The following is a 15,538-nucleotide window of genomic DNA, read 5'->3' on the forward strand; positions in this document are numbered from 1 at the left end:
CCCCGGCCGCCCCACTGTGCGCGACCGGTCCAACCCGCCTTCCCGTCGCCGCGCAGCGTCCGCCTCCCGTTTCCCGGCGCTGCACGGTGAACGGCCACGCCGTCGCCGCCCGCTCCTACCCGCACAGCTAGGTGCGGGGCAAACGGGGTGGGTGGGTGGGAGGCATCCGCCGCGAAGCGGCGGCGTAGTCCACCCCCTTCCGCCCAGCGCAGTACCATGGCATGCTCCCGCCCGACGCAAGCATGAACTCCGTTCACATACATGCATGGCGGAAGGTGGCGGGCAGAGCATGGCGCACGAGGACCCCACGAGGCGATCCCTGCTCAGCGGCGCGATAGCGGTCGCGGCAACCACCGTCACCGGTGCCGTTACCAGTACTGCCACGGGCACGGGCACAGCCCACGCCACCGCGCCCTCGCCCGCCGCACCTCCCGGAGCACCCCAAACCCCCACCCTCTGGCGAGAGTTCACCAAGACCCCCTACACCCACCCCCAGGTCCCCTACATCGGCCGGGCGGGCTGCCGTTCGGGAAGGCACCCCTCCCCGACCCTGACCCCGACCCCCGGACCACGTGGCCACATCGACGCCCGCCGCTACGGCGCCCACCCGGACAGCAAGTCCGACGCCGCCCCGGCGATCAACCGCGCCCTCGCCGACGCGGGCGAGAAGGGCGGCGGCACCGTAGTGCTGCAACCCGGCACGTACCGCCTCGACGGCCTCATCCACATCGCCCACGACAACGTCACCCTCCGCGGCGCGGGCAGCACCCGCACCACCCTCCTCGCCACCAGGAGCCTCACCGAACTGATCGGCCCCTACGGCTCCCGCTACGGCGGCGACAAGTCCAGCTGGTCCTGGGCCGGCGGCCTCATCTGGCTCTGCCCCGAAGCCCGTTGGCAGTCCCTCACCACCGCCATCAAGGCGAAGAGCTGGCCCTTCGAGGGCTGGACCGGCAACAAGCGCGACCAATGGGAGACCCTCACCACGGTCCGCCCGGCCCACCGCGGCTCGTGGTCGGTGACCGTCACCGACACGTTCCGCCTCCACAAGGGCGACCTCGTCCTCCTACGCCTCGCGGATGACCCCGACCACACCCTCCTGGAGCACATGGCGGGCGACGGCGAGGGCGCGAAGTCGTACACCTGGGACGACAAGACGAAGCTCACCTCGTACGTCCCCTACGAGTGGCCCGTACGGGTCGCCGCCGTCGACCCCCGAAAGCGCCGGGTCACCTTCGAACGCCCCCTCCCCCTCGACGTACGCCCAGAGTGGGACCCCCGTCTCACCACTCACGTCACGGCCCTGACCGGCTCCGGAGTCGAGGCCCTCACCCTCGAAGTGGCAGAGACCCCGCAGTCCCCGCACCTCCTGGACAAGGGCTACAACGGCGTCACGTTCCAGTGCGCGTACGACTGCTGGGCCGACGACATCGTCGTACGCCACGTGGACAACGGCTTCGGGCTGGTCGCCGCCTCCGCCTGCACCCTGCGCCGCACGCGCGTGACGGGCCGCGGCTCCCACCACCCGTACTTCTGCCGGGAGGGCTCGCACGACAACCTCATCGAGGACTTCCGGATCGACGCCCGCACCACCCCCGCCCCACCAGGCACGCAACTGCACGGCATCAACGTCGAGGGCCTCTCCTCCCACAACGTCTGGTCACGCGGCCACATGGAGATGGGCACGTTCGACAGCCACCGCGGAATGCCCTTTGCGAACGTACGTACGGACATCACCGTCGAAAACAACGGCCGGCACGGCGGCGACGCGAGCGCGGGCCCCCTCTTCGGAGCCCGCTTCACGCACTGGAACATCCGCGTCACCAACGGACGCGCGGGCCTGATGAAACTCGACGGACTCGCGCCGCACAGCGCGACGGTCGGCCTCAACACGGTCCGCGAGTTCGACCAGATCGACGTCCCCGACTTCACCGGCGACCTGCACGCGCGCCTGGAGCTGTACGGCACTACGGACGCGGTTCGGCCACGGAATCTGCACGAGGCGCAACGGGCTCTGCGACGCTGACCTCGGCGCCGCTGACCTCGGCGCCGGACGCCTCATCCGGCAGCTTCCGCATCAGCCCCCAGTACCCGGCACCGGCCGCCGTCCCGATCACCGCGCAGGCGGCCCACAGCCACTCCGCCCCGAACCGGTCGATCACGAACCCGGACATGAGCGGGGCGACCAGCGCGGCCACGGACCACGACATCGTGTACATGCCCTGGTAGCGCCCGCGACCGTGCACCGGGGAGAGCTGGACGACCAACCCCGTCTGCGTCGGTGCGTTGACGATCTCGGCGAGCGTCCACACGCACACCGTCAGGGCGAAGACCCCGACCGACCCGGCGAACGCGGTGAGCCCGAAGCCGTACCCCGCGAGCACCGAGGAGATGACCAACAGCCGCCGCGGGTCCCGGTGTTCGATGAACCGGGTGACGGGGATCTGCAACGCCACGATCAGCACGCCGTTCACGGCGATGGCGACGCCGTAGTCGGCGGGCGAGAACCCCGCGTCGCCCATCGCGATCGGCAGCCCCACGGCCCCCTGCTGGAAGATCAGCGCGACGAGGAAGGAGAGTCCGACCACGCCCATGAACCGCCCGTCCCGCAGCACGGTCCCGAGGCCCACCTCGGGCTCCGCCGCCTTCTCCAGCGCCGTCCGCACGGGCCGCGACTCGGGCAGCTTCACGAAGACGACGATCGCGCAGGCCATGGTCATGACGGCCTCGATGAGGAAACCGGCGCGATAGCTGTACGAGGCGATGAACCCGGCGCCCGCCGAGGAGATGGCGAAGCCGAGATTGATGGCCCAGTAATTCAAGGAGAAGGCGCGCACCCGGTCCTCGGGGCGCACGATGTCGGCCATCATCGCCTGCACGGCGGGCCGGGACGCGTTGCTCGCCATGCCCACGGCGAAGGCGACGCCCGCGATCGCGGCGGGGTGCTCCATGAACCCGAGCACGGCCACCGACACGGCCGTCGAGGCCTGCGCGATCAGCAGCGTGGGCCGCCGCCCGAGCCGGTCGGTCATCACCCCCGCGCCGAGCGAGGAGATGACGCCGCCGAGCCCGTGCAGGGCGACGACGAGCCCCGCGTACGACGCCGAGTAGCCCCGCTCCAGGGTCAGGTACAGGGCCATGAACGTGGCGACGAACGCCCCGAGCCGGTTGACCAGCGTGCTCGTCCACAGCCACCAGAAGGCGCGGGGCAGCCCCGAGACGCTCTCGCTGACAGCGCGTTTCATGGCGTTGAACGGCATGGCGGTGAACGACATGGAGGTCCCCCCGGAGCACAAATGGCAAAGTACGAGCCGCGATGTAAGAGCCTCTGGCGGCGGGCAAACGTTACGAGTCGGGGATCTGGCCACGCCACTCAATTGACGACAGCCGTCAACTGTCGCCCAGCGCATCCACCGCACCCTCCGCATTTCACGCCCGCGCCCGCGCGCGCGAGGCCCCCTGGAGTTCGATTACGCTCAGAGGCATGGCCGACGCACCGTACAAGCTGATCCTCCTCCGCCACGGCGAGAGCGAATGGAACGCGAAGAACCTGTTCACCGGCTGGGTGGACGTCAACCTCAACGAGAAGGGCGAGAAGGAGGCGGTCCGCGGCGGTGAGCTGCTCAAGGACGCCGGCCTGCTCCCCGACGTGGTCCACACGTCGCTCCAGAAGCGCGCGATCCGCACGGCGCAGCTCGCCCTCGAGGCGGCCGACCGCCACTGGATCCCGGTCCACCGCTCCTGGCGCCTGAACGAGCGCCACTACGGCGCCCTCCAGGGCAAGGACAAGGCCCAGACGCTCGCCGAGTTCGGCGAGGAGCAGTTCATGCTGTGGCGCCGCTCGTACGACACCCCACCGCCGGCGCTGGACCGCGACGCTGAGTACTCCCAGTTCTCCGACCCCCGCTACGCGACCCTCCCCCCGGAGCTGCGCCCCCAGACGGAGTGCCTCAAGGACGTCGTCGTCCGCATGCTCCCGTACTGGTTCGACGGCATCGTCCCCGACCTCCTCACGGGCCGGACGGTCCTGGTCGCGGCCCACGGCAACAGCCTCCGCGCCCTGGTCAAGCACCTGGACGGCATCTCCGACTCCGACATCGCGGGCCTGAACATCCCCACGGGCATCCCGCTCTCCTACGAGCTGGACGCCGAGTTCAAGCCGGTGAACCCGGGCGGCACGTACCTGGACCCGGACGCGGCGAAGGCGGCGATCGAGGCGGTCAAGAACCAGGGCAAGAAGAAGTAAGTTGTGTGATCGCGCCCCCGACCTGCCCGGATGGCGCAAGTCGGGGGCACTTTGCCGCTCGGGGCCGCCCTGAGCCCTCAATGGGTTCTCTCCCGCTGTTCGGTCCAACTGCGTCATGCGCGTCGTAGGGCCCTCTTCCGCTGCCGGTAGAGCCGATAGGTGCCGAACGACGTAAACAGCAACCGCAGGGATGGGTCACTCCGCCGATGCCCAGTCTGTCGGTAGACATCGTGTGAGGAGATGTCCTTCACCCACCAGAAGCCATCCGCGTCCTGGAAAGACAGGCCAAGGGCAAGCGTGCGGCGGCCGTCCTGATACCGCGGGACGTCTAGGGCAATCTCTTCGTCTTTTGGCACCCAGGGCACAGCCGCGGGCAAGCTACGGATCGCCCCGCTCCCGTCGCCCTTCGAGTAGAGCGCGCTGGCGTACAGGATGGGTCGGTCGGCGGTGTTGCGCACGTGGATGCGGATGAAGCTACCTCCGTCGCCGGCTCGCCGTTCTGTCCACGTGACTACTTTCAAGGCTTCGTTCCGCTCTTCCTTCCTTCGGTCGCGCAGAAGGATGTAGAAGCCCAGGAGCAGAGAACCGCCGGTAAGGAGAGCGCTGAACCATGCGGGGACGGTGCCCCATTCCAACCCGTTCATGAATCTGTCTTGTGCAACCTGTGTAGTGCAGAAACGGCAATTGAGCCGCTTTTGAGCAGGCACGTGACGGGCCCCTGACGTTCCAGCGTCAGCGTCAGGCTGAGCTTGAGCTGTTGCGCCGCGTGCAGGGTGCCCCTGTCAAAGATCAACCCATCGCGACCGAAGTCGACCAACAACGGCAACCTGGTCGCAGGAGCAGTTGAGGTACCGCCGCTGGGCCGGGTGCTTACGTGTGGGCGTGGGTCGCCGCCCGCCCGACCGGCCCGCGCTCAGGACGGCCAGGCGTCGGACATCCGGAAAGAGACCACCGTTCCGCCGAAGCGGCTGGTGTCGGCGTGCCAGGAGTCGGCGACGGAGTCGACCAGGAGCAGCCCGCGCCCGTGTGCGTCGTCGGCATCGGGGCACCTCCGCCGCACGTTCTCCGGGAGCCCCGGGTTGTGCACCTCGACCCGGAGCGAGCCACCCTCGCGGAACCACTCCACCCGGATGACCCAGGGCTCGTCCGACCTGCCGTGCACGACGGCGTTGGTCACGAGCTCCGAGATCACCAGGACGCAGTCGTCGACGGAGCAGGCGGGGTCGTACGGAGTGATGAACTTCCGGAACCAGCGACGGGCCCGAGGCACGGACTCCGCGACGGGGTGCAAAGTCATCGCGCCGAGGCGTGGCGACTCTTCGCAGGGATAACGGTCGAGCGTGTAGGTCATCGGTTCCGCACCTCTCACTCCTGAGGCCCCGTCGACCTCTCTATACATCTGACTCTGCCGCAACCTCTCTAGAGAGGTCAATCGAACAGTGAGGAGAGGGGGGTGACCAAAGACCGTCGGTTACGCGCAGCAAGAGGGTGCCCAACCCGTGGCCTAAGGTGTCTAGAGAAGAGCGGGAGGAGACCTGCGGGATGGCCCACACCGAAGACGGCCCTCGACCCAAGTACGAGCGGATCGCAGACACCCTGCGCGAGGCGATCCAGGCGGGTCAGTACGGTCCCGGTGATCGGCTGCCGGGGGAGAACGACCTCATGGCCACGCACGGCGTCGCCCGTATGACGGCGCGCCAGGCCCTGGGCGTCCTTCGGGACGAGGGCATCGCTGAAGCCCGCAAGGGAGCCGGCGTGTTCGTCCGCACCTTCCGTCCGCTCAGGCGCCGAGGCATTCAGCGGCTGGCCGAGCAACAGTGGGGCAACGGCCGTTCCGTCTGGTCGGCAGACATCGGGAACCGCTCCCTTGAGGTGGATGAGGTCACGGTGTCCGAGGAGGCCGCGCCCGAACGCGTCGCTGCGGTCCTCGACTTGGCCGATGAGCTGCCGGTGTGCGTGAGGCGTCGGCGTTTCGTCCTCGACGGCAAACCCGTCCTGCTCGCGACGAGCTACCTGCCCATGGCCCTGGTCGCCGGATCCGCGATCACGCGGGAGGACACCGGGGAGGGCGGAACGTACGCCCGTCTCGCCGAACTCGGCCACAAGCCGGTGCACTTCCGCGAAGAAATCCGCTCACGCATGCCGTCGAAGGACGAGGCGGTGCGCTTGGGCATGTCCTCGGGCACCCCGGTCATCCTCATCTGCCGCACGGCCTTCACGAGCGAAGGCAGCCCTGTCGAGTTCAACGAAATGACGCTGGACGCCGCCTCGTACGTGTTGGAGTACGACTTCGACGCCTGACGCCGAGCGGGCATGGTCAGCGTGTCGGGTTTCCGCCGGTTTCGAGTTCGAGTTCGAGCCCGAAGCGCTCCCACTCCGGGGGTTTGCTGGAGGGTGAGGTCAGCTCGTCACAACAGGAACGATCACCGCTGCGATGGCGGAGAGCAGTCCTGCTACTGCCAAGAAGCCGTTGAACTTGTCTCTTGCAGTCGGGAATACGGCACGGCTCACATCGCCGACCTTGCTCCGTAGGACGATCATCTTGAGCTTCTGCCAACGATGTTGGCGGTTTCCGCATCCCATCAGCAGGCCGTAGGCATTGTTCCGGCAGTAGGTCTTGCCGTCTCGGTTGACCGCCCCACATCAGACCGGCACCTGGAAGGCGACGTAAGCGGAGACCGCGACTGACAAGGAGGCGATGACCGGGACGGCCCATTGCTGCGTCCACGCGACGATGAGAGCCCCGACCGCGACGTATCCCCAGTACAGGCGCATGGCTTTCCGCATGGATACGTAGAGTAGTGGCGTATGCGCAGACCGGATAGGGTCGGTAACGACCAATGGCGGCCCGTCAGGCGGCCATGGCGGCTGTGGCGCCACTGGGCGGCCGGCCCGCTAGAGCTGGCGTACCGCCGCCTCGACGCTGTCCCCGCCGTTGGAGTTGAACGCGATGGCGGCCTGTGGTGCGTGGCGGTGGATCAGGTTCACGATCTGCTCGAAGAGTGGGAGCAACTGTTCCGTCTTGCGGATTCCGGCTCCGATCACCACCACGTCCCACGCACGCTCGGTCAGCGACGCGACCAGTGTGGACTCGGCCGACTCGCCGAACACGACGAGTGCCATGGCCGCTTCGATGCCGTGCTCCCCGAACCGGGCCAGTTCCTTGTCCAGCGACGCGCGGAGGCCCTCCGCGTCGACACCGGGTATGGCCTGCGGGTCGTAACCGATAACGAGTACGGAAGGCATGCGGCCAACCTACTCGTGCCCTTCCGAGCGTGATCAGCGGGATGGGCCCATCCCGTACCGGTCCGCTCAGGGGCCGGACGTGCTCGTGTCCGAGATCCCCTGCGCCAAGTCCGTGACCACGCTCTGGATGCCCTGGCCGAAGTCCGTCGGGGCCACCAGGATGCCGAAGACCAGGACCACGGACATGGTCAGGAACGTGTCTGTCTTGGTTCGGGGGGCCACTCGTCTGCGGAGGAGTACGACGATGACGACAGCCAACAGAACCGCGAGGTCGATCGACAGCACCACGTGGCCACCCCTCCCGTCAGGAGCAAAGACCCGGACGTTCCTGTGTAGCCCGAACCTCGTCCTGCCGGCGGCCCCGTCACCTGTAGTTGGCAGCAAAGCGCTCAACCAAGGCTGAATCGGCTCGTGGCTCCAGGGGGGTTCCAAGGGAGTTCCAGGGGGACTCATGGAGCCGGCCGTGCTCCGTGCGTGGTCAGAGGGCAACGGCCACGCGCGCGTGCGCCGTTGACGCGCCCCGGCCTCATGGGCATGCAATGGGCAGCAAGGAGTACGCCGGTACGCCTTCGAGGAGGAGACCATGGCACAGTCCCCTACGAAGTCCCCCACGCGCGAATCCGTTCCCCAGCAGCCGGCCGAGACGCCGGGTCTGCCCGCTCTCGTCCTTCTGGGTGCCTGCGGTTGCGGCCCCGGCTGCAGCTGCGGCTGTCAGTCGGGTGGCACCTGCCAGTGCGGTGGCGGCTGCGGCTGACACGGTTGCGGCTGACACGGTTGCGGTTGACATCCGCGGCGGGCGCTACGCCGGACGGGTGTCCGGACAGGTATTACGGGCGAACAGGGGTGTGCCCCGCCCGGGACGAGCTCGCCCCGGGCGGGGCACACGCGCGTGTGTGTTGAGTGCGACCTCGCGCTTCAGCTGGAGCTCGCGCCCTCCACCGGCGCCTGCCCCGTCGGCTGTATCTCGTCCGCGTGCTCGCCCGTGACCAGGTACACGACCCGCTTCGCCACCGACACCGCGTGGTCCGCGAAGCGCTCGTAGTAGCGGCCGAGGAGCGTCACGTCGACGGCCGTCTCGATGCCGTGCTTCCAGCGGTCGTCCATCAGGTGCTGGAACAGCGTGCGGTGCAGCTGGTCCATCTCGTCGTCGTCCTGCTCCAGCTGGAGCGCCAGGTCGACGTCCTTGGTGATGATGACCTCCGCCGCCTTCGCCATCAGGCGCTGCGCGAGCTGGCCCATCTCCAGGATCGTGGCGTGCAGGTCACGCGGCACCGCCGAGTCGGGGAAGCGGAGCCTCGCCAGCTTCGCGACGTGCTGGGCGAGGTCGCCCGAGCGCTCCAGGTCGGCGCTCATGCGCAGCGAGGTGACCACGATGCGCAGATCCGTGGCGACCGGCTGCTGGCGCGCCAGCAGGGCTATCGCGCGCGCCTCCAGGTCGTGCTGCAGATCGTCGACCTTCTGGTCGGCCGCGATCACGCTCTCGGCCATCTTCAGGTCGGCGTCGAGCATGGCCGTCGTGGCGCGCCCGATCGCGGACCCGACGAGGCGGGCCATCTCGACGAGGCTGTCGCCGATCGAGTCAAGTTCCTCGTGGTACGCGTCCCGCATGTGGCTGTCCCTCTCTAGTACGTGCCAGGGGGCTGGCCCCTACGCTCCCACGGTGCGGGCCGGACGCGTCCGTTTCCGGCACCCCAAATGAATCACCCCCGTCATCAAGGTGAACTGTGGGCGACGACGGACGGCATCCCCGACCGGCGCCGTCCCGGTCCGCTCGGGAGAAGTGAACCGGTGCGGTCCCCACGGTGAACTCTGGGCGACGACTGTTCGAGCCGACACCCGTACGGCTGTGACCGGCTCTTACTCGGCGCATAACCTGGACGCATGGACGTGAACGCGGCGGTCGCCGCAGTGGCAGCGATCGCCGGGGTGTGCACCGGTGTCATCGCCATGCTGGCGTTCCGATGGAGCGAGCGCGACCAGAAACGCCCCACCCGGACCTCTCTGCACACCGACCCCGTACTGCCACCGGGCGTGGACACGGTGCTCTCCGTGCTCCGCTCCTCCGCGGTCGTCCTCGACGAGGCCGACGCCGTGGTCAAGGCCAGCTCGGCGGCGTACGCGCTCGGTCTCGTACGCGGTGGGAAACTCGCCGTCGAGCCCATGCTCCAGATGGCCCGCGACACCCGCCGCGACGGGGAGATACGCCAGGTCGAACTGGACCTGCCGCGGCGCGGCACCGGCCGCGGCGAGGCGCTCGCGGTCTCCGCGCGCGTGGCGCCGCTCGGCTCCCGCCTCGTCCTCCTCCTCGTGGAGGACCTCACCGAGGCCCGCCGCATCGAGGCCGTACGACGGGACTTCGTGGCGAACGTCAGTCACGAGCTGAAGACGCCGGTGGGGGCCCTCTCGCTGCTCTCCGAAGCCGTCATGGACGCCTCCGACGACCCCGAGGCCGTCGAGCGCTTCGCCGGCCGCATGCAGATCGAGGCGACCCGGCTCACCAACCTCGTGCAGGAGCTCATCGACCTCTCCCGCGTGCAGAACGACGACCCTTTGGAGGACGCCGAACCCGTGCGCGTCGACGAACTGGTGGCCGAGGCGATCGACCGCAGCCGCCACCAGGCCTCGCACAAGCAGATCACCATGGCCGCCGGAGGCACCGCCGAGCTTCAGATCTGGGGCAACCGCGGGCAGCTCGCGGCGGCCCTCGGCAATCTCGTGGAGAACGCCGTGAACTACAGTCCGGCCCGTACCCGCGTGGGCATAGCCGCCCGCCGGGTCACCGCACCCGGCGGGGACCTCATCGAGGTCGCGGTCACCGACCAGGGCATCGGCATCTCCGACAAGGACAAGGAACGCATCTTCGAGCGCTTCTACCGCGTCGACCCGGCCCGCTCCCGGGCCACCGGCGGCACCGGCCTCGGCCTCGCCATCGTCAAGCACGTGGCCGCCTCGCACGGCGGGGAGGTCACCGTGTGGAGCTCCGAGGGTCAGGGCTCCACGTTCACCCTGCGGCTGCCCGAGGCGGCCGCGCACCGCGACCGCGCAACCGGCCACGGCGGCGGCCATGGTGGGCTCGACGACGAGGCCACCCCATCCGACGCAAGCGCTGCAGCCGCCGCGACCACCACGTACGAACCCATTCCTGCCCCGGAGGTCCTTCCGTGACCCGAGTGCTCGTCGTCGAGGACGAGGAATCCTTCAGCGACGCCCTGTCCTACATGCTCCGTAAGGAGGGCTTCGAAGTCGCCATCGCGGCGACCGGCCCGGACGGACTCGACGAATTCGAGCGCAACGGCGCCGACCTCGTCCTGCTCGACCTGATGCTGCCCGGCCTGCCCGGCACCGAGGTCTGCCGCCAGCTGCGCAGCCGCTCCAACGTCCCGGTGATCATGGTCACCGCCAAGGACAGCGAGATCGACAAGGTCGTCGGCCTGGAGATAGGAGCCGATGACTACGTCACCAAGCCCTTCTCCTCGCGCGAACTGGTCGCCCGCATCCGCGCGGTGCTGCGCCGCCGCGGCGAGCCCGAGGAGGTCGCCCCGCAGGCCCTGGAGGCCGGCCCGGTGCGGATGGACGTCGACCGCCACGTGGTCACGGTCTCCGGCTCCAAGGTCGACCTGCCCCTGAAGGAGTTCGACCTCCTGGAGATGCTGCTGCGCAACGCGGGCCGCGTCCTGACCCGCATGCAGCTCATCGACCGCGTCTGGGGCGCCGACTACGTGGGCGACACCAAGACCCTCGACGTCCACGTGAAGCGCCTGCGCGCCAAGATCGAGCCGGACCCGGGGGCGCCGCGGTACCTGGTGACGGTCCGCGGCCTCGGCTACAAGTTCGAGCCGTAAACAGCACGGCGAGTGAGAGCGGGCGCATGAAGAAGGGCGGGACCCCGAGAGGGTCCCGCCCTTCCTGCTGTACGTACGTCGATCAGTGCTCGGCGCCGGTCCCGGTGCCGGTGCCCGTGCCCGCGTCGTGCGAGGCGGAACCCGACGGGTCCGTCTCCGCGCCGTCGGCCGCGTGGCCGGCCGCGTCTCCGGAGGGAGCGCCGGACGGGTCGGTGGCGGCGCCCGAAGCGGACTCGCCGGGCTTCCCGGACTCACCGGGCTGGCCGGGCTCCCCGGACTTCGCGGGCTTCGACGGCTTCCCGCCCGGAGCCTGCGGCACCTCGGTCGGGCCCCACTTGGAGAAGTAGCTCTCGGCGGGGACGACGAACGCCTCCATCTTCACGTCGCCGGTCCTGCTGAACGAGAAGGTGACGGGCTGCGCGTTGCCTTCCTTGACCTCGTCCAGGTTCCCGGACAGGACCGCCGAGGCGTTGTCCTTGCCGCCGATGACGATGGAGCCGCCGGCCGGGATGGTCAGCGGACCCTTCGGCTTGGAGTCCTTGTCCTCCTTGCCGCGCGTCAGCTTGGCCTTCCCCTCGGCGCCGTCGACCGAGACCGCGTTCAGGGTCTGGGGCTTGTCGCCGGAGTTGAAGATCGTCGCGGCGACCGCGGCCGGGCCTGCGGACTCCTGGCCGGGCTGCGTGATGACCATGGCGTTCTGGATCTTGATGTCGCCGACGGTGGTCGCGGCGTTGTCCGGCTTGATCTCCATCGTCTGTGCGTTGTTGCCCGCCGCGCACGCGGAGAGCGAGGCGAGAGAGAACGCGATGGCGGTGGCGGCGAGGGCGCCGCGTCGAAGGCTGCGGCTCACGGCGGCGGCAACTCCTTGAACGTGGGCGGTACAGGACGGGGCGGGCGGCCGTAAAGCCGTCCTACGGGCGGCCGTAAAGCCGTCCTAAGGGTGTGTCAGCGCGCTTAGGTTACCGAGCCGTTCCCGCGCCACCGCACCCGACCCGCCCCTTAGGGCCTGTCCGGCGGATCATGCCGCGGGGCGCGGGGTCTGGCACGCCGATCTGCGGCGTTGTCGTCGGTTGTCAACGCTCCGCGTTGCCGCCCTCCTCCGCCTTGCATCTCGACGCACCAGACCCCGCTCACCTGCACCGCCGGGTGGCCGCCACCCCGCCGCGACCTGATCCGCCGGACAGGCCCTAGCCCACCGGACCGGCGGCCGGGGTCGCGCGGGCCGGTCACCCCCCGCCCCTCATTGCTCCCTCCAGCCCCTTTCGCAAAAACAGCGTCAAGAGGCTCACGTGTCACGCCCTGCGGATTTCCGGTAAGGAATGCGCGGGGGTCCGGGGAATTGATCACCTGCCGGATGACGCGGCGGCTTGATCAATTCGGGAAACGCCGGGGGGTACGTGGGGCACACCTCTCCGGCCACCGAACGGCGTATCGAAAGTTCACCGCTTGGAACCGCGCAAACCGGGACGTTCGGCCGCTTCGGACGCCCTCCGGGGGCGCGAAACGGGTGCGTTTCCGTCTCCCCGAAGAGCCGCTCCGACCTGCGAATACCCCGTTCCGATGGCCCTCCGCAGCACGTTCCTGTTGCTGTTGTCAAGCCCCGAGATATGCCCTGACCTGCGAAAACGCCATTCAGAAGAGGCGATTCTCGTGTTAGGATGGATAGCCACGGAAGGGGTACCTGTCACATGACGTTCAAGGTTGGCGACACCGTGGTCTATCCCCATCACGGGGCCGCGCTGATCGAGGCCATCGAAACTCGCCAGATCAAAGGCGTGGACAAGACCTACTTGGTGCTGAAGGTCGCCCAGGGCGACCTGACGGTGCGTGTGCCAGCGGACAATGCGGAGTTCGTCGGCGTGCGTGATGTGGTCGGGCAGGACGGCCTCGACCGGGTCTTCGAAGTACTGCGCGCGCCGTATGCGGAAGAGCCCACGAACTGGTCGCGCCGCTACAAGGCAAATCTCGAGAAGCTCGCCTCCGGCGATGTCATCAAGGTCGCGGAAGTCGTGCGTGACCTGTGGCGTCGGGAGCGCGAGCGTGGACTGTCGGCCGGCGAGAAGCGCATGCTCGCCAAGGCCCGTCAGATCCTGGTGAGCGAGCTCGCCCTCGCGGAGAACACGAACGAGGACAAGGCCGAGGCCCTGCTGGACGAGGTCCTCGCGTCCTGACGCGGACGGTCCGAGGTGCTTGAGGCCTCGGCAGTCTCGCGTCGACCAGGCGCAGCAATGCCGCGGTGCCCGCTGACCCTTACTGGAGTCGCCGGGCGCTGCGGCATGTTCGTACCCAAAAATCCCCGCACCCTGGCACATGTGAGAGCGGCCCCCGGGGAGCCGTGTTGGCGTGCTGGACTCGGCAGCTGGCTCGACCAGATGTCACGGAAGGGTCCGGTCAAGATGCCACCCCGGCACGGTGAGGCCATACCCACGTCGGCCGAGCACACAAACCTGAACGGAACCGATGTCTAGCGAATCCCGTACCGCGGTGGTCATTCCCGCGGCTGGGCGGGGCGTGCGCCTCGGCCCTGGCGCCCCCAAAGCGCTTCGCGCGCTGAACGGCACCCCGATGCTCATCCACGCCGTGCGCGCCATGGCGGAATCCCGCGCCGTCTCCCTCGTCGTCGTGGTGGCACCGCCGGACGGCGCCCCCGAGGTCAAGACGCTCCTGGACGACCACGCGCTGCCCGAGCGCACCGACTTCGTCGTCGTGCCCGGTGGAGAGAGCCGCCAGGAGTCCGTGCGGGCCGGTCTCGACGCGCTGCCGCCCGGCTTCGACATCGTGCTCGTGCACGACGCGGCCCGCCCGCTGGTGCCCGTCGACACGGTCGACGGCGTCATCCGAGCCGTACGGGAGGGAGCGCCCGCCGTCGTCCCGGCGCTGCCCCTCGCCGACACCGTCAAGCAGGTCGAGCCCGCGGCGGAGCCCGGGCAGCCCGAGCCCGTCGTGGCCACGCCCGAGCGGGCCAGGCTGCGCGCCGTGCAGACCCCGCAGGGCTTCGACCGCGCCACCCTGGTGCGCGCGCACGAGACCGTCACCGACAACGTGACGGACGACGCCAGCATGGTCGAGCAGCTCGGTCTGCCCGTCGTCGTCGTGCCCGGCCACGAGGAGGCGTTCAAGGTGACGCGCCCCCTCGACCTGGTGCTCGCCGAGGCCGTCCTCGCCCGCAGGAGGGCCAACGATGGCTTCTGAGACGCCCACGCCGGTGCTCCCGCCGGTGCTCCCTCTCGTCGGCATCGGCACCGACATCCACGCCTTCGAAGAGGGCCGCGAACTGTGGTGCGCGGGCCTGAAGTGGGACGACGAGGGACCCGGACTCGCCGGGCACTCCGACGCGGACGTCGTCGCCCACGCGGCCTGCAACGCGCTGTTCTCGGCGGCCGGCCTCGGCGACCTCGGCGCGCACTTCGGCACCGGCCGCCCCGAGTGGTCCGGCGCCTCCGGCCTGACCCTCCTCACGGAGGCCGCCCGCATCGTCCGGGAGGCCGGCTTCACCGTGGGCAACGTCGCCGTGCAGGTCATCGGCGACCGCCCGAAGATCGGCAAGCGCAGGGACGAGGCGCAGAAGGTGCTCTCCGAAGCGGCCGGCGCCCCCGTCTCGGTCTCCGGGGCCACCACCGACGGCCTCGGCTTCCCCGGCCGCGGCGACGGACTCGCCGCGGTGGCCACCGCCTTGGTCGTACGGATGACGCGCTGAGAGCCTTCCGCGGATTTCGGGTAAGCGTGGCTCCTACAAGGCAAGGCTCTCGTAGCCCGGCTGTCCACGAAGGAGTGAAGCCATGTCCGCCGCACTGTCCGATGAGCTCAAGGCACGTCTCGACGAACCGTCCTTCATCGTCGTCGCCACCATCCAGCCCGACGGCAGCCCTCAGCTGTCGCCGGTCTGGGTGAAGCGCGACGGCGACGACGTGCTGTTCTCCACCACGATCGGCCGCCGCAAGGAGAAGAACCTGCGCCGCGATCCGCGGGTGACGGTGCTGCTCCAGCCCTTCGACGCGCCGTACACGTACGCGGAGATCCGCGGCACCGCGGAGATGACGACGGAGGGCGGCCAGGAGCTGATCGACGAGCTGTCCCGCAAGTACACCGGCAAGGACTACGTGGACTTCAACCCGGACTCGGTGAACGACTCCCCGAGGGTGGTCGTCCGGGTGACCGCGCGGAAGGTCGTAGGGCGGCTCTGAGGACGCCGGGACGTCACAGT

The 15,538-nt window shown here is 69.3% G+C and carries 17 protein-coding genes; 9 read left to right on the forward strand and 8 right to left on the reverse strand.

All coding sequences use genetic code 11. From position 1 onward, the window contains the following. Positions 1–289 precede the first annotated feature (289 nt). Positions 290–2,026: a glycosyl hydrolase family 28-related protein gene (locus ACI2L3_RS07910; RefSeq protein ID WP_404751448.1), complete on the forward strand. Its 1,737-nt coding sequence runs from the start codon at positions 290–292 to the stop codon at positions 2,024–2,026. On the opposite strand, the gene ACI2L3_RS07915 is transcribed toward ACI2L3_RS07910, so the two are convergent. Then, on the reverse strand, positions 1,968–3,260 hold the full coding sequence (locus tag ACI2L3_RS07915) for an MDR family MFS transporter (protein WP_404751909.1): 1,293 nt from the start codon (positions 3,258–3,260) through the stop codon (positions 1,968–1,970). The genes ACI2L3_RS07910 and ACI2L3_RS07915 overlap by 59 nt on opposite strands. Before the next feature lie 224 nt (positions 3,261–3,484). On the opposite strand from ACI2L3_RS07915, the gene ACI2L3_RS07920 reads away from it, so the two are divergent. Beyond that, positions 3,485–4,246 carry a phosphoglyceromutase gene (locus ACI2L3_RS07920; protein WP_404751449.1) on the forward strand — a complete coding sequence of 254 codons (762 nt, stop codon included), beginning with the start codon at positions 3,485–3,487 and terminating at the stop codon, positions 4,244–4,246. Between the two features lie 113 nt (positions 4,247–4,359). On the opposite strand, the gene ACI2L3_RS07925 is transcribed toward ACI2L3_RS07920, so the two are convergent. Both ACI2L3_RS07925 and ACI2L3_RS07930 read right to left on the reverse strand, forming a co-directional pair. Next, positions 4,360–4,890, reverse strand: coding sequence for a hypothetical protein (locus ACI2L3_RS07925; RefSeq protein WP_404751450.1), 531 nt, complete (start codon positions 4,888–4,890; stop codon positions 4,360–4,362). A gap of 269 nt (positions 4,891–5,159) precedes the next feature. Continuing rightward, positions 5,160–5,597, reverse strand: a complete 438-nt coding sequence (locus ACI2L3_RS07930) for an ATP-binding protein (RefSeq protein WP_404751451.1) — start codon at positions 5,595–5,597, stop codon at positions 5,160–5,162. A gap of 191 nt (positions 5,598–5,788) precedes the next feature. Between ACI2L3_RS07930 and ACI2L3_RS07935 the strand changes: the two genes are divergently transcribed. After that, complete coding sequence (locus ACI2L3_RS07935) at positions 5,789–6,547, forward strand: GntR family transcriptional regulator (RefSeq protein ID WP_404751452.1); 759 nt, start codon at positions 5,789–5,791, stop codon at positions 6,545–6,547. Between the two features lie 342 nt (positions 6,548–6,889). Here the strand turns inward: ACI2L3_RS07935 and ACI2L3_RS07940 are convergent, their stop codons facing one another. The 4 genes from ACI2L3_RS07940 to phoU all read right to left on the reverse strand — a co-directional run bounded on the left by ACI2L3_RS07940 (position 6,890) and on the right by phoU (position 9,100). Then, entirely contained in the window at positions 6,890–7,033 is a 144-nt protein-coding gene (locus ACI2L3_RS07940) for a hypothetical protein (protein ID WP_404751453.1), read from the reverse strand. 108 nt (positions 7,034–7,141) lie between these two features. Next, entirely contained in the window at positions 7,142–7,492 is a 351-nt protein-coding gene (locus tag ACI2L3_RS07945) for a hypothetical protein (protein ID WP_404751454.1), read from the reverse strand. Positions 7,493–7,558: 66 nt separating this feature from the next. Continuing rightward, positions 7,559–7,780 (reverse strand): hypothetical protein, encoded by a 222-nt coding sequence (locus ACI2L3_RS07950; RefSeq protein ID WP_404751455.1) that lies wholly within the window; start codon positions 7,778–7,780, stop codon positions 7,559–7,561. A 627-nt stretch (positions 7,781–8,407) separates the two neighbouring features. Continuing rightward, positions 8,408–9,100 carry a phosphate signaling complex protein PhoU gene (gene phoU, locus ACI2L3_RS07955; protein WP_404751456.1) on the reverse strand — a complete coding sequence of 231 codons (693 nt, stop codon included), beginning with the start codon at positions 9,098–9,100 and terminating at the stop codon, positions 8,408–8,410. Positions 9,101–9,373: 273 nt separating this feature from the next. On the opposite strand from phoU, the gene ACI2L3_RS07960 reads away from it, so the two are divergent. Next, a complete protein-coding gene (locus ACI2L3_RS07960) occupies positions 9,374–10,657 on the forward strand; it encodes a sensor histidine kinase (RefSeq protein ID WP_404751457.1) in 1,284 nt (427 codons plus the stop codon). Further along, positions 10,654–11,334, forward strand: coding sequence for a response regulator transcription factor (locus ACI2L3_RS07965; protein ID WP_030362171.1), 681 nt, complete (start codon positions 10,654–10,656; stop codon positions 11,332–11,334). Before ACI2L3_RS07960 ends, ACI2L3_RS07965 begins: the two co-directional genes overlap by 4 nt. Before the next feature lie 82 nt (positions 11,335–11,416). On the opposite strand, the gene ACI2L3_RS07970 is transcribed toward ACI2L3_RS07965, so the two are convergent. Then, the gene (locus tag ACI2L3_RS07970; protein ID WP_404751458.1) at positions 11,417–12,184 is read right to left on the reverse strand and encodes a copper chaperone PCu(A)C; all 768 of its coding nucleotides are present in this window, start codon (positions 12,182–12,184) and stop codon (positions 11,417–11,419) included. Positions 12,185–13,022: 838 nt separating this feature from the next. Between ACI2L3_RS07970 and ACI2L3_RS07975 the strand changes: the two genes are divergently transcribed. The 4 genes from ACI2L3_RS07975 to ACI2L3_RS07990 all read left to right on the forward strand — a co-directional run bounded on the left by ACI2L3_RS07975 (position 13,023) and on the right by ACI2L3_RS07990 (position 15,518). Further along, a complete protein-coding gene (locus ACI2L3_RS07975) occupies positions 13,023–13,505 on the forward strand; it encodes a CarD family transcriptional regulator (protein WP_003953493.1) in 483 nt (160 codons plus the stop codon). Between the two features lie 289 nt (positions 13,506–13,794). Beyond that, complete coding sequence (gene ispD / locus ACI2L3_RS07980) at positions 13,795–14,526, forward strand: 2-C-methyl-D-erythritol 4-phosphate cytidylyltransferase (RefSeq protein WP_404751459.1); 732 nt, start codon at positions 13,795–13,797, stop codon at positions 14,524–14,526. Further along, positions 14,516–15,031, forward strand: a complete 516-nt coding sequence (gene ispF, locus ACI2L3_RS07985; protein WP_404751460.1) for a 2-C-methyl-D-erythritol 2,4-cyclodiphosphate synthase — start codon at positions 14,516–14,518, stop codon at positions 15,029–15,031. Before ispD ends, ispF begins: the two co-directional genes overlap by 11 nt. 82 nt (positions 15,032–15,113) lie before the next feature. Further along, a complete protein-coding gene (locus ACI2L3_RS07990) occupies positions 15,114–15,518 on the forward strand; it encodes a PPOX class F420-dependent oxidoreductase (protein ID WP_404751461.1) in 405 nt (134 codons plus the stop codon). Positions 15,519–15,538 lie beyond the last annotated feature (20 nt).

Source organism: Streptomyces sp. NPDC029674 (genome assembly GCF_044903205.1).
Lineage (GTDB): Bacteria > Actinomycetota > Actinomycetes > Streptomycetales > Streptomycetaceae > Streptomyces.